Raw genomic sequence first — 12,827 nt, 5'->3', positions numbered from 1 at the left:
ACGGTTTATTTCGTTTCCACCACCGGCAACTCCAGCGCGCTGCTCTCCGCTCCGGCGTGGTACACGCGCAGCGTGGCCTTCTGGTAGTCCGACGGCTTGGCGTAGAAGATGTTCTGCACATAGGTCTGCGGATTGCGGTCGTACAGCGGGAACCAGCTGGACTGGATCTGCACCATCACCCGGTGGCCGGGCAGGAATACGTGATTGGCGTTCGGCAGCGCGAAGCGGTACTTCTCGACCGCGTTCGGCGTGATTGGCGCCGGATGCTCGAAGCTGTTGCGGTAGCGGCCACGGAAGATGTCCATCGCGATGCCCAGCTGGTAGCCGCCCAGTTCCGGCTGCGACGGCACCTCGTCCGGATAGACGTCGATCAGCTTGACCACCCAGTCGGTGTCGGTGCCAGTGGTCGAAGCGTACAGGTTGACCATCGCCGCGCCGGCTATCTGCAGCCTGGCCTTCAGCGGCTCGGTCACGTAACTGAGCACGTCGGTGCGGTCCGACACGCCGCGCTGGTCGCTGACCAGCCACGGACGCCAGACATTGGCGTCGTTCATATGGATGGGACGCGGCACGAACGGCACCGGCTTGGCCGGGTCGGACACGTATTCGTCGTAGGCGGCGCCGGCCTTGGGCGCCTCGAAGTCCAATTTGAAATCAGGCTTCAGGTAGATCGGCTTGAGCGGCGCCGGGCAGCCTTCGGCGCAGGCCAGCGGCCAGCGCTGCAGGCGCTGCCAGCGATTGACGCCGGTCTGGTAGAACAGCACCGGCGGCGTGTCGGCCACCGGCGCGCCGTCCTTCAGGTATTGATCGAGGAAAGGCTGCATCACGTCGCGGCGGAATTCCAGCGCGGTGTCGCCGGTGAACTTGAACACACCCAGGCCGGAGCCTTCGGCATTGACGCCGCTGTGGCGCCACGGGCCGACCACCAGGAAGTTCTTGTTGTTGGCGGAGTCCTGCGGTTCGACGGCGGCGTAGGTGGCGTAGGCGCCGTAGATGTCTTCCTGGTCCCAGTAGCCGACCACGGTCATGGTCGGCACCTTCAGCTGGCGCTTGGCGAGGATCTTGTCCAGCGCCTGGTGCTGCCAGTAGCTGTCGTAGGCCGGGTGCTCGAATATCTTGCGCGTGAAGTTCAGCTGGTCGAGGCCGAACTGCCTGGCGTAGTCGGCGGTGGAACCGCCGCGCAGCACACCGTCGTAGTCGTCGTAGACGCCGGTCGACATCGGCTTGCCGCTGCCCTTGGCGGTGGTCTGGCCGGAGATATATGACAGGTTGGGCAGGCGGAAGGCGCCGTTGTGGAACCAGTCGTCGCCGCGCCAGCCGTCGACCATGGGGCTCATCGGCACCGCGACCTTCAGCGCCGGGTGCGGATCGACCAGCGCCATCAGCACGGTGAAGCCGTCGTAGGACGAACCGATCATGCCGACCTTGCCGTTGCTCTCGGGCGTGTTCTTGACCAGCCAGTCGATGGTGTCCCAGGCGTCTGTGGAGTGGTCGGTGCGGGTGTCGTTGAGCGGCCCCTTGAGGGGACGGGTCATCACGTAGTCGCCTTCGGAGCCGTATTTTCCGCGCACGTCCTGGATGACGCGGATGTAGCCCGCCTCCGCCATCACGTCGTCGCCCTGGCCGACGGTGGCCAGCATGCTCGGGCTGTTGTTGCGCGTGACGCGGCCGCTGGCGTTGTAGGGTGTGCGGCTCAGGACCATGGGGGCGTGCTGGGCGCCCTTGGGGATGACGAGGACGGTGTGCAGCTTGACGCCGTCGCGCATCGGTATCATGACTTCGCGCTTGATGTAGTCGGCGTTGGGGATCTGGGGTTCGAACTTGGCGGGGATGTCGGGCGCCATCGGAGGCGTTTGCGCCGAGGCGGCGGTGGCTATCAATGTGGCCAACAAGGCAACTGCAGGTACGCGCATAACCGCTCCAGAAAGGGATCACCCAGAAAGGAGCATACTAACCGAATGTTGGGTTTAATGCATGAGCTTGAAAAGGACAGCCGTGACGCCGGTCTGCACGAGCATCACACCGACCACCCACTGTATCAATTCTGACTTGAGTTGCGCCAGGCGCATGTCTAGATAGTTTTTTGTCACCAGATGGCTTTCGATGAGCTGGAACATCGCCGACGCCAGCGCCTTGGCCTGTTTCTCGGGCATGCCGCCTTCAATCAGCGTATCCATAAACGTCACCGCGTCGAAAATATCGCTCATTTTAGCCCTCGTTTGCTTAGACCGCCGAATCACCAATCTAGTTCCGAAACCGCCGCGCGGCCTTGCGGGCGCTCAGCACCTTGACAGACCGTCCCTGAACTGCAACCATACGTTTTTTGCTGCTTTTGCACCACCTACGCCGCCCTCGTCTGGTGGCGTTTTTATATTCGTCGCGCCGGACCGGGGCAACGTAAAGGAACCCTGATGAGCATGACCGAACAGTCCGAAGTAATCTCCACCGCCCCCGCCTCGCCGAAGGGACCGACCGTCATCCTGACCGGCGACCGCCCCACCGGCCCGCTGCACCTTGGCCACTTCGTCGGCAGCCTGCGCAACCGCGTCGCCTACCAGCACGAATACAAGCAGTTCATCATGCTGGCCGACGCCCAGGCGCTGACCGACAATATGGACGATACCGACAAGGTGCGCCGCAACGTGGTCGAAGTGGCGCTGGACTACCTGGCCGTCGGCATCGACCCGGCCAAGTCGACCATCCTGATCCAGTCGCAGATCCCGGAGCTGGCGGAGCTGACCTTCTATTACCTGAACCTGGTCACCGTGGCCCGCCTCGAACGCAATCCGACCGTCAAGACCGAGATCGCGCTGCGCGGCTTCGAGCGCGACATCCCGGCGGGCTTCCTGACCTACCCTGCCTCGCAGGCGGCCGACATCTCGGCGTTCAAGGCGTCCATCGTGCCGGTCGGCGACGACCAGATCCCGATGATCGAGCAGACCAACGAAATCGTGCGCCGCTTCAACCGCATCGCCAACAAGGAAGTGCTGGTCGAGTGCAAGGCGCTGGTGCCGGAAATCGGCCGCCTGCCAGGCACCGACGGCAAGGCCAAGATGAGCAAATCGCTGGGCAACACGATCAACCTGGGCGCCACCGCGGCCGAAATCACCGCCGCCGTCAAAAAGGTGTATACCGATCCGCTGCACCTGCGCGTGGAAGACCCGGGCCACCTGGAAGGCAACGTCGCCTTCATCTACCTGGACGCCTTCGATCCTGAACAAGACAAGCTGGCGGAAATGAAGGCACATTACGTGCGCGGCGGCCTGGGCGACTCCATCGTCAAGAAGCGCCTGGAACTGGTGCTGCAGGAGATGCTGGCGCCGATCCGCGCGCGCCGCGAGGAACTGGCGCAGGACAAGGGCTACATCATGCAGATGCTGAAGGAAGGCACGATGCACGCGCGCGAAGTGGCGGCGCGGACGGCCGACGAAGTCAAGGCCGCCCTCGGCCTGAGCTACTTCTGAACCCGGTGACGCCGGACGCCCTGCCGCAGCTGGCGCTGTGGCTTGCGGCGGTGTACGGCGTCCCCAGCATCATCTGCTTTATCGCCTACGCGGCCGACAAGTCAGCCGCCATCCACAAGCGCCAGCGCACGCCCGAGCGCACCTTGCTGCTGCTTGGCCTGGCCTGCGGCTGGCCCGGCGGCTGGCTGGCGCAACGGTGGCTGCGGCACAAGACCGTCAAGCCGTCGTTCCGGATCGCCTACTGGGCCAGCGTGGTGGTGAACATCGCCGCCGTCGCCGGCCTGCTGTGGCTACGCACTCTCGACTAAGGATTTCCATCATGTGGCATGGCGTGTTATGCGGTTTGCTGGCGGGCGCCATGTGGGGCATGGTGTTCATCGTGCCCGAGCTGCTGACGGCGTTCACGCCGCTGGAGATGGCCTGCGGCCGCTACATCGCCTACGGCCTGATCGCCGGCGGCCTGATGGCGCCGCGCCTGCCCGCGCTGCTGCGCCGCCTCGACCGCGGCGACGTGATCGCGATGATCAAGCATGCGCTGGCCGGGAACATCGTCTACTACATGCTGCTCGCACTGGGCGTGAAGTTTGCCGGCGTGGCGGCGACCTCGCTGATCATCGGCGTGCTGCCGATCTCCGTCACGCTGATGGGCCAGAAGGACCACGGCTCGGTGCCGCTCAAGCAGCTGACGCTGCCGCTGCTGCTGGTGGCGGCGGGCATCGCCTGCATCAACCTCGACGTGTTCACCCACGACACCGGCAACGCCGCGCCGCTGTTCGACAAGATCGTCGGCGTGCTGTGCGCCGTCGGCGCGCTGCTGTGCTGGACCTGGTATTCGGTCGACAACGCGCGTTACCTGAAGCGCAATCCCCATTTCAGCAGCGGCGAGTGGTCGGCCTTGTACGGCGTGTCGAGCGGCTTGATCGCGCTGGCCATCGCGCTGGCCGCGCTGGCGCTGTTCCATGCCGACGTGACCGGCGCCGGCGCCGTGGCCAGCGGGCGTGACTGGACGCTGTTCTGGATCGTCAACGCGCTGCTGGCACTGGGCGCCTCGGTGATCGGCAATCACCTGTGGAACGTCGCCAGCCGCAAGGTGCCGCTGACCTTGTCCGGCCAGCTGATCCTGTTCGAGACGCTGTTCGCGCTGTTGTACGGCTTTATCTACAAGCAGCAGCTGCCGCGCGGGCTGGAGGTGGCGGCCATGGTGCTGCTGGCCGCCGGCGTGATGTGGTCATTGCGTGTGCATGCGCTGGACGAAAACAGCGAGCCCCACGCCGGCTAGTCCGGCTTGATGCGCTCGGCCACCAATGCGGCCATGGCGCCGTCCTTCAAGCCTTCGACAACGCCGCGCTGGTCTTCCGCGCCGCGGTTCTGGCTGACCTTCCATTTTCCCACCAGGCTGTCGATCGGGATTTCGATGCCGACGATGCCCTTCATGGTCGCGGCCAGGAAGTCGGCCGGCGCGTCGGCCGGCGCCCAGGGCTGCGGCATGCGGCCTTCCTGCGAGGCGGTCAGGTCGTCCAGCTGGCGGCGCAGCCACAGCGGATCGTCGACAGTGCGGCCCACGCCGCGCGCCTGCACCATCGCGTAGTTCCAGGTCGGGACCACTTTGTGCGTGGTGCGCTTGGTTTCGTACCAGGTCGGGCTGATGTAGGCCTCGGGGCCCTGGAACACGACCAGGCATTGCGGGGAAGCTTCCAGCTTGCGCCACAAGGGATTGGCGCGGGCCACGTGGGCGCGCAACAAGCCCAGGCCATTCGGTCCTTCATCGGCGTACAGCATGAACGGAATCAGGTCGGCGGTGACGCCGTCGGCGCCGGCCAGGATCAAGGTGGCCAGCGGCCAGGCGCGCATCAGGCCATGGCGGACTTCAAGGCGGTCTTCGGCAAAGGCGGCGGGCAAGTACATGCGCTGTTCAATCCAGCAGGCCGTTTTCGCTCAGCACGTCCTGGATCAGCTCCAGCCGCAGCACGGGATTCTCCTGCAGCAGCAGGCGCTGTTTCTCTTCCAGGTCCAGCCGCAGCAGCTCGCACCAGCGGTTCGCCACCCAGCCGGCTTCGTCCAGCCGGTACGGCGGCGCCAGCGGCATGTTGGCGGTGGAGATCTGCTTCTTCTGCAGCGACCGTATCAGCGCGCCCAGCGCATTGGCGACATCCTGCTGCTCGCTCGGCACGGGCACCACCATGTCTTCGGCCACCTCGTCGACTTCCGCCATCCACAGGCCGTGCTTGAGCTGCTCGGCCGATTTGATCTGGAAGCGCGTGGTGCCGACGCAGGAGATTTGCAGCAGGCCGGGTAGCGGCGCGGTCCAGTCCAGGATGCGCGCCATGGTGCCGGCACCCGACAGGGTTTCCTGCTTGTCCGGCACGCGGGTTTCGCTGCCTTCGAGCAGCGGCACCACGCCGAATTCCTCGCCGCGCGCGATGCAGCGTTTGATCAGGTCGAGGTAGCGTACTTCGAACACTTGCAATGGCAAATGCCCGTCCGGGAACAGGATGGTATTGAGCGGAAAGAGCGGAATCGATGACATTCCGCTATCATCGCATGAAATTGCCGAGATCGGATTAGACGGCTGCCACTATCCTTGCCGCAAACCTAGGGACGGCGATAAATCACGCCTGCTTTCATCACAAAAGCAACGCTGCGCAGCGCCGCGATATCCTGCGTGGGATCGCCCTGCACCGCCACCACGTCGGCCAGGTAGCCGTCGCGGATCTGGCCCAGCGATGCGGCCTTGTCGAGCACGGCCGCGTTGACCACGGTGGCGGCCTTCAGCGCTTCCACCGGCGTCATGCCCAGCCTGACCATCCACTCCAGCTCGCGCTCGTTGCTTCCATGCGCAAACACGCCGACGTCGCTGCCGTTACCGATCGTCACGCCCAGCTTGCGCGCCAGCTGGAAGGCGCGCGCGGCCGCCTGCATCGACGGTGTCGGCGGACCGCCGCGCTGGTACTTCAGGAAGTATTCGCTGGTAGCCTCCGGCGCCGTCAGCGTCGGGAAATACGCGACGTGGCGCTCGGCCATCAGGCGGAAGGTGGCCTCGCTGCCACCGTAGCCGTGCTCGATGCTGTCGACCCCGGCCAAGGTGGCGCGGCGCATGCCCTCGTCGGTGCTCGCATGCGCGGAAACCTTGCGGCCCGATTCGTGGGCGGCGGCCACCAGCGCATTCAATTCGGCCTGCGAGAAGGTCGCGTGGGCGCTGCCGTCAGCGCCGCTGCGGTAGTCGGCGTAGACCTTGATCCAGTCGGCGCCGCGGGCGCCCTGCTCGCGCACCGCGCGGGTCACCTCGTCGACGCCACTGGCCTCCTGCGCTCCTTTCGGCAAATCGACATCGGCGCGGTAGCCGCGCGGCGACGGGCCGTAGCTGCCGGTGGCGACGATGGCGCGCGTGGCGATGAATAAACGCGGACCGGGAATAATGCCGTCTTCAATCGCCTTTTTAATCGCGACATCCGCATACAGCGCGCCTTCCGTGCCCAAATCGCGCAGCGTGGTAAATCCGGCCTGTAATGTGGCGGCCGCATGGCGCCCGGCCAGCAAGGTCCGGTATTCCACCGATTCCTTTAACACCTGGTCGTCCCACGAGGTTTCGTTATACGGATGCAGCAGCACGTGGGAGTGCAAATCCATTAATCCGGGGATCAGCGTGGTGCCCCGCAGGCCGATACGCTCGGCGCCGGCCGGGATATTCATTTTATCGGCGGGCCCGACCGCCGCGATCTTGCCGCCCGCGATAAGCACGGCCCAATTCGCATGCGGCTGGCCGTCGCCGGTCCATACGCGGTCCGGACTTAATAATATGTCAGCAGCGCGCGCGGCCGGCGCAAACGCGGAGAATACGGAGACGAAAGCGGAGAATAAGACTGCGGCGCGGCTACTCATCATGGATGGCGTCCGAAAAAAGAAAAGCCGGGGCCGGGTTTAATCGATATAAACCCTGGCGCCCCGGCTTTGCGGAGAAATTACTTAATCAGATACTGCGCTTTGTCCTTGCCTTCCAGCCATTTTGGCGCTCGGCCACGGCCGGTCCAGGTCTGGCCGGTGGCATCGTCACGGTACTTGGTCGGCACCGGCGCACGGGTCTTAACGGGCTTGACCTTGGCCACGCCGCCCAGGTCCGCCACGGTCAGGCCGTATTCACGCATGATGGCGGTAACCTTTTCCTTGGCCTGAGCGATTTCATTTTTTCGCGCGCTCTCGGCCAGATTTTCCAGCTCGGCGATCTTGGCTTTGTATTCCTGGTAAGTCGTCATCTTATTTCCTTCGTATCGGCGGGTTAGATTAAATAAAAACCACTTGTGACAATGTGTGAGAATTTATATCCGCAATTTACCATAACTTTACGAAAATTCTCCAGAGATAGTCGTGATAAATACCAATATAGCTAGAAAAATGAATATTTTCTACAACTGTCGTTCAATCGGAACGCAGTTCAGGCGGTTTTACGACGGCGCCGCATTATCCAGGTCGATAGTCCGGTAATAAAGAATAAGGCCGGCAGCAAACCGGCGCCAACCATTACCGCGCGGCCGGTCGCGGCGCCGAATTGGCCCGAATGCAGCGGGAATAAGGCGGCCAGGAAGCGGTCGCCGGCCGGGCCGGCCAAAGGATTAACTGTTTCAATTACCGCGCCGCTGCGGATATCAATCAGCAGGCGCAGCGTGCCGGTGCGCTGCCAGTCGTCGGCGCGGCGCAAACGCACCTGGTACAGGCCGCGGTCGGGCAAGCGATTCAGCGCCAGCAGGATCGCGCCATCGCTCAGGTGCTGCTCGGCGATGGCCTTGGCGTCGTTCCACGAAATGCCTGCTTCGCCTTTGGCCAGCGCCGGCAAGGCGATGGCGCGGTGCTCGGCGCTGACCGGCGCCACCTGGCCGACCAGCGCGCGCGCCAGTTCCGGCAGGCCGTTGTAGAAACCGGTCACCGCCGTCACCAGCATCAGCACGATCGCCAGCAGCCCGGCCGAGCGGTGCAGGTCGAAATTGGCGCGGTAGGCGTTCTGCCGCCACCGTACGTTCAGCGCCCGCTTCCAGCCCTGGGCCGGCGTCGGCCATGCCAGCAGCAGGCCGGCCGCCAGCAGCGCGACCCAGGCCAGCGCCAGCCAGCCGAGCGCGGCGCGGCCGGGCTTGCCCTGCAGCAGATTGGCGTGCCAGCGCTGCAGGCTGGGCATCAGGCGCGGCGCATCGAGGCCGAACTCCTCGCGGCTGCGGCTGCCCAGCACGGCGCCGCTGCAGGAATCGAGCATCGCCTCGGCATCGCCGACGCCGGGCGCCTTGAAATACAGGCCGTAGCTGGCGCCGGGGTGGGATGGCAGGTAGACCGAGCCGACCTTGGCTTGGGGCCATTGCCGCTGCAGGCTGGCGACCGCGCCGGCCACATCCAGCGGCGCCGCGCATGGCACGCGGTTGTGGAACAGCTGCGGATTGAGGCGCTCGTCAAGTTCGTGGTTGAATACCAGCAGGCTGCCGCTCAGGCCGGCCAGCACCAGCAGCAATCCCAGGGTCAGGCCCAGCCAGCGGTGCAACCATTGCACGGTCGGGCGGATGACACGACGCAGGCTGCGGCGTGGGCGATGAGTGAAGGTGTGCGTAATTCTCACCGCAGATCAACCGCAGAGCGCCTGCGGCTGCGGGCCTTCGTGCACCACCTTGCGGATCAGGTTGGCCAGGCGGCAGGTCGCCGGGCCAGCCACCTCGGGATTGGCCACCACCAGCGACAGCGACAGTTTGCGGCGCTGGCCGACCCGCAGCGGCAGCGGCTTCAGCAAGCCCTGCTCCAGCTGGCTGCGGATCTTGTGCTCGGCCAGCCAGCCGAAACCGATGCCGTTGCAGATCATTTCCATCCGCGTGTGCGGACTGGTGACGCTCCAGCGCTGGTTGCTGTTGAGCCAGCCGTGGTCGCGCGGATTCAGGGTGCCGGAGTCGCGCACGACGATGTGCAGGTTGCGGCTCAGGTCGTCCACCTCCAGCTCGCGCCCCAGCGCATGCAGCGGGTGGCAAGGATGGGCCACGGCGATGAATTCGATATCCATCAGCGCATCGCCGAGGAAGCCCGATGGAATGCGGCTGGCGATGGCGATGTCGACGCGCTTTTCAATCAGCGCGTCCTCGGAGCCGGACAGCACCGTCTCCTCCAGGTTGACGCGCGTATGCTTGGCCCACGGCTCGAACTCGCGCAGCACTTGCACCAGCAGCTCGACCGGGAACAGGCTGTCGACGGCGATGCTGACCTGGGGCTCCCAGCCCTCGGCCAGGCTGCCGGCCAGTTGCTCCAATTGGAAGGCGTCGCCCAGCAGCTCACGCGCCTTGTTCAGCAAGGCTTCGCCGTTCCTGGTCAGGCGCGCGCGGCGGCCGTCGATTTCCAGCAGCTCGACGCCCAGCTGCTCCTGCAGCTTGGCCACCATGTAGCTGACCGACGACTGGCTGCGGTGCAGCGCCTCGGCCGCCTGCGCGTAGCCGCCGCATTCCACGATCGCCTGCAACACCTGCCACTGCTCCAGCGTACTGCGCGGTATCTTCACTTGGATTCCATGACGAAGGTGCCGTCCCAGTCGTCCGGCGGCGGGTTGTCGGCCATGTGGGCGCAACGGTCGATGTAGAGAATGGCGACCTGGTCGTTCGGATTCAACGCCAGCACCTCCTCGAACAGCTTGCTGGCGGCCGCCCAGTTGCGCCTGCGGTAACTCTGCAGGCCGTTGCGGAACAGGCCCATGGCGTCGATCAGCTGCGGATAGCTTTCCTCGCTGTGGTAATCCATCACTTCGTAGATCGACACCGGCTGCGTCTTGCCCTTGACCACCACGATGTCGACCTCGCGCATGCGGTAGGTGCCGCGCAGCGCACGGTAGGTGAATTCGCTGATCAGGATGTGCGCGCCGTACTGCTTGCAGGCCGATTCCAGCCGCGCCGCCAGGTTCACACCGTCGCCGATGATGGTGTAGTCCATGCGCTTCTTGGAGCCGATATTGCCGGACACCACCTGGTCGGAATTCAGGCCGATGCCGATTTCCACCGGCAGCTTGCCCTCGCGCACGCGGACCTGGTTCCAGGCGCGCAGCTCGGTCATCATCGCGATGGCGCTGCGCACGGCGCGGTCGGCGTCGTCGTCGTGGCCGACCGGGATGCCGAAGGCGGCCATGATGGCGTCGCCGATGAACTTGTCGAGCATGCCCTCTTCGCGCTGGATGCAATCGACCATCATCGTGAAGTATTCGTTCAGCAGGGTCACCGTGCCCTGCGCGCCGAGCTGCTCGGTGATGGTGGTGAAGCTGCGGATGTCCGAGAACAGCACCGTGGCCAGCACGTTTTTACCGCCCAGCATTTCGGCGCCGTTGGCCACCATCTGGTCGGCGATGCCGGGATCCATGTAGCGCGACATGGTCGAGCGCAGCCGCTTCTCGCTGGAGATGTCTTCGATCATCAGCATCCAGCCGATGCGCTTCTTCTCCATCGACAGCAGCGGCTGCACGCTGAAGTTGACCGACAGCGTCTCGCCCTCGACCGCCAGTTCGGCGTCCATCAGGTGCTCGGCCGACTGGTTTTCCTCGACATGGTGCAGCTTGTCCATCACCCAGGTGTTGGCCGCGCCAAAGAAATCGGCGGCGCTCTTGCCGACGATGCTGCCGCTGTCGGTGCGCAGGATGCGCAGGCCGGCGGCGTTGCAGGTGACGATTTTTTCCTGGCTGTCCAGCGTGATCACACCGTTCGACATCGACTCCAGCATCGCTTCGTTGTAGTTCTTGATCTGCTGGACGTCGGCAAACAGCTTGGCGTTTTCCAGCGCGATCGAGATTTGCGCGGTGAACGCGCGCAGCCGCGATTCGTCTTCATGGGTGAACGGCCCGCCGCGCTTGTTGAGCACCTGCGTCACGCCGATGATCTTGCCGGCCTTGTTGACGATCGGCACGCACAGGATGGAGCGCGTGAAATAGCCGGTGCGCTTGTCGAACGCCGGGTTGAAGCGCAGGTCGGCGTAGGCGTACGGGATGTTGATGGTCTTGCCGGAGGTGAAGACGGCGCCGGCGATACCGGCCGTGTTCGGCAGGCGGATCTGCAGCGACTCCAGGCCCTGCCCCACCTCGGACCACAGCTCGCCGGTTTTCTCGTCGTTCAGGAACAGGGTCGAGCGCTCGGCGTTGAGCAGGCGCGTGGCCTCGCCCATCACCTTTTGCAGCAGCGAGCCGAGCTTGATGTCGGCCGTGACCTCGGACACCACGTCGATGAACTCCATCTCCTGGCGCCGGATCTTCTTCATGCTCTCCAGGAAGCGCGCGCTTTGCAGCGCCAGCGTGCCCTGGGTGGTCAGCGCCTCCAGCAACTGCAGGTCGGCGCGGGTGAACTTGCCGCGCCGCTTGTTCAGCGTTTGCGACACGCCGATGATCTCGCCCTTGAAAGTCTTGATCGGCACGCACAGGATGTTGCGGGTGACGAAGCCGGTCTGCTCGTCGATCGAGCGGTTGAAGCGGGCGTCGGCGTAGGCGTCGGCGATCATCACCGCTTCGCCGGTGGTGAACACGTGGCCGGCGATACCGGTATGGTTGAGGAAGCGGATTTCGCGCTGGATATTGCCCTGGGCGACGCGCGAGAACAGCTCGCCGGTTTCGGCGTCGTTGAGGAACAAGGTGCCGCGCTCGGCGTCCAGCTCTTCGGTGGTGACTTCGACCAGCGCGGTCAGGATTTCGTCCAGCGTGTCGTAGGCGGCCATGCGGCGCGACACTTCGAGCAGCAGCTCGACCTGGCGCAAACGCTTGCGTTGCGCGCCGGCGACGGCCTGGGCCGAGGCGGCGTCGCTGCCGTTGGCGGCGGTCTTGGAAGCCGCGCGGATGGCGACCGGTTTCGCCGCTTTTTCGCCCACGCTGCGGATGGTCGGCTTGGCGCTCATACGCGGGCCTCCAGCTCGTCGCGCAGCGCGCGTATGGTCTCGTGCAACTGGGCGATCTCGGCGTGATGGGCGGTATGGGCCTGCTGTAGCGCGTCGATTTTTTCCTGCGTCAGTTTTTCCAGGCTGGTGCGCAAGGCGGAAACGGTGTCGCGCAACTGGGCGATCTCGCCCTGGGCGGCGGCGGTGGCGGCCTTGACCGCCAGTTCGCGCTCGGCCTGCGCCTGCTCCAGCGTGGTCCGCAACGAGGTCACGGTGGCCTTGACCTGCTGCGATTCGCTGTGCGCCGACGACAGCGCGTCCTGCACTTCGCGCTGGCGTTCCTGGTGCGCCGCCTCCAGTTCGGAGCGCAGCACGACCACGGTGCGCTGCAAATCGCGCACCTCGGCCAGCGCCAGACGCAGACTGTCGTCGTCGACCTGGATGATCTCGGTAACTTTAGGCTTTTTCAGGATAGTCCCACGGCAAATAAGTTCACCGCCGCATCATACC

13 protein-coding genes are annotated in these 12,827 nt (G+C 64.8%); 3 read left to right on the top strand and 10 right to left on the bottom strand.

The window, feature by feature from the left end; all coding sequences use genetic code 11:
• Nucleotides 1-5: 5 nt before the first annotated feature.
• Together ACSQ3S_RS13970 and ACSQ3S_RS13965 are read right to left on the bottom strand one after the other, a co-directional pair.
• A complete protein-coding gene (locus ACSQ3S_RS13970; protein ID WP_436142726.1) occupies nt 6-1,913 on the bottom strand; it encodes a CocE/NonD family hydrolase in 1,908 nt (635 codons plus the stop codon).
• A gap of 54 nt (nt 1,914-1,967) precedes the next feature.
• Nucleotides 1,968-2,207 (bottom strand): hypothetical protein, encoded by a 240-nt coding sequence (locus ACSQ3S_RS13965; RefSeq protein WP_176650176.1) that lies wholly within the window; start codon nt 2,205-2,207, stop codon nt 1,968-1,970.
• A gap of 204 nt (nt 2,208-2,411) precedes the next feature.
• Here ACSQ3S_RS13965 and trpS point away from each other — a divergent pair, with 204 nt between their 5' ends.
• From trpS to ACSQ3S_RS13950, 3 genes are read left to right on the top strand one after another with little or no spacing between them, the layout of a single operon-like run.
• On the top strand, nt 2,412-3,464 hold the full coding sequence (trpS, locus tag ACSQ3S_RS13960) for a tryptophan--tRNA ligase (protein WP_176650175.1): 1,053 nt from the start codon (nt 2,412-2,414) through the stop codon (nt 3,462-3,464).
• Nucleotides 3,465-3,469: 5 nt separating this feature from the next.
• Entirely contained in the window at nt 3,470-3,772 is a 303-nt protein-coding gene (locus ACSQ3S_RS13955; RefSeq protein WP_436142725.1) for a DUF1294 domain-containing protein, read from the top strand.
• 11 nt (nt 3,773-3,783) lie between these two features.
• Nucleotides 3,784-4,743: a DMT family transporter gene (locus ACSQ3S_RS13950; RefSeq protein WP_436142724.1), complete on the top strand. Its 960-nt coding sequence runs from the start codon at nt 3,784-3,786 to the stop codon at nt 4,741-4,743.
• Here the strand turns inward: ACSQ3S_RS13950 and ACSQ3S_RS13945 are convergent.
• From ACSQ3S_RS13945 to ACSQ3S_RS13910, 8 genes are all read right to left on the bottom strand, one after another.
• Nucleotides 4,740-5,369 (bottom strand): FMN-binding negative transcriptional regulator, encoded by a 630-nt coding sequence (locus ACSQ3S_RS13945; RefSeq protein ID WP_436142723.1) that lies wholly within the window; start codon nt 5,367-5,369, stop codon nt 4,740-4,742. The genes ACSQ3S_RS13950 and ACSQ3S_RS13945 overlap by 4 nt on opposite strands.
• A gap of 7 nt (nt 5,370-5,376) precedes the next feature.
• On the bottom strand, nt 5,377-5,991 hold the full coding sequence (locus tag ACSQ3S_RS13940; RefSeq protein WP_176650171.1) for an LON peptidase substrate-binding domain-containing protein: 615 nt from the start codon (nt 5,989-5,991) through the stop codon (nt 5,377-5,379).
• A 65-nt stretch (nt 5,992-6,056) separates the two neighbouring features.
• Nucleotides 6,057-7,346 carry an amidohydrolase family protein gene (locus tag ACSQ3S_RS13935; RefSeq protein WP_436142722.1) on the bottom strand — a complete coding sequence of 430 codons (1,290 nt, stop codon included), beginning with the start codon at nt 7,344-7,346 and terminating at the stop codon, nt 6,057-6,059.
• A 77-nt stretch (nt 7,347-7,423) separates the two neighbouring features.
• Nucleotides 7,424-7,714, bottom strand: a complete 291-nt coding sequence (locus ACSQ3S_RS13930) for an H-NS histone family protein (protein WP_176650170.1) — start codon at nt 7,712-7,714, stop codon at nt 7,424-7,426.
• A 179-nt stretch (nt 7,715-7,893) separates the two neighbouring features.
• Complete coding sequence (locus ACSQ3S_RS13925; protein ID WP_436142721.1) at nt 7,894-9,057, bottom strand: PepSY-associated TM helix domain-containing protein; 1,164 nt, start codon at nt 9,055-9,057, stop codon at nt 7,894-7,896.
• 6 nt (nt 9,058-9,063) lie between these two features.
• Complete coding sequence (locus tag ACSQ3S_RS13920) at nt 9,064-9,978, bottom strand: LysR family transcriptional regulator (protein ID WP_176650168.1); 915 nt, start codon at nt 9,976-9,978, stop codon at nt 9,064-9,066.
• Nucleotides 9,975-12,338, bottom strand: a complete 2,364-nt coding sequence (locus ACSQ3S_RS13915; protein ID WP_436142720.1) for a GAF domain-containing protein — start codon at nt 12,336-12,338, stop codon at nt 9,975-9,977. Before ACSQ3S_RS13915 ends, ACSQ3S_RS13920 begins: the two co-directional genes overlap by 4 nt.
• On the bottom strand, nt 12,335-12,718 hold the full coding sequence (locus ACSQ3S_RS13910) for a hypothetical protein (RefSeq protein WP_436142719.1): 384 nt from the start codon (nt 12,716-12,718) through the stop codon (nt 12,335-12,337). Before ACSQ3S_RS13910 ends, ACSQ3S_RS13915 begins: the two co-directional genes overlap by 4 nt.
• Nucleotides 12,719-12,827 lie beyond the last annotated feature (109 nt).

The organism is Duganella sp. LjRoot269 (assembly GCF_964254095.1).
Lineage (GTDB): Bacteria > Pseudomonadota > Gammaproteobacteria > Burkholderiales > Burkholderiaceae_D > Rugamonas > Rugamonas hordei.
This window is presented reverse-complemented; position numbering and strand designations above follow the sequence as displayed.

What these genes read in the sequence shown, in the direction of transcription:
- ACSQ3S_RS13935 (WP_436142722.1), bottom strand. Translation starts at nt 7,346, where the DNA reads ATGATGAGTAGCCGCGCCGCAGTCTTATTCTCCGCTTTCGTCTCCGTA.
- ACSQ3S_RS13930 (WP_176650170.1), bottom strand. Translation starts at nt 7,714, where the DNA reads ATGACGACTTACCAGGAATACAAAGCCAAGATCGCCGAGCTGGAAAAT.
- ACSQ3S_RS13970 (WP_436142726.1), bottom strand. Translation starts at nt 1,913, where the DNA reads ATGCGCGTACCTGCAGTTGCCTTGTTGGCCACATTGATAGCCACCGCC.
- ACSQ3S_RS13940 (WP_176650171.1), bottom strand. Translation starts at nt 5,991, where the DNA reads ATGTCATCGATTCCGCTCTTTCCGCTCAATACCATCCTGTTCCCGGAC.
- ACSQ3S_RS13945 (WP_436142723.1), bottom strand. Translation starts at nt 5,369, where the DNA reads ATGTACTTGCCCGCCGCCTTTGCCGAAGACCGCCTTGAAGTCCGCCAT.
- ACSQ3S_RS13965 (WP_176650176.1), bottom strand. Translation starts at nt 2,207, where the DNA reads ATGAGCGATATTTTCGACGCGGTGACGTTTATGGATACGCTGATTGAA.
- ACSQ3S_RS13950 (WP_436142724.1), top strand. Translation starts at nt 3,784, where the DNA reads ATGTGGCATGGCGTGTTATGCGGTTTGCTGGCGGGCGCCATGTGGGGC.
- ACSQ3S_RS13915 (WP_436142720.1), bottom strand. Translation starts at nt 12,338, where the DNA reads ATGAGCGCCAAGCCGACCATCCGCAGCGTGGGCGAAAAAGCGGCGAAA.
- trpS (WP_176650175.1), top strand. Translation starts at nt 2,412, where the DNA reads ATGAGCATGACCGAACAGTCCGAAGTAATCTCCACCGCCCCCGCCTCG.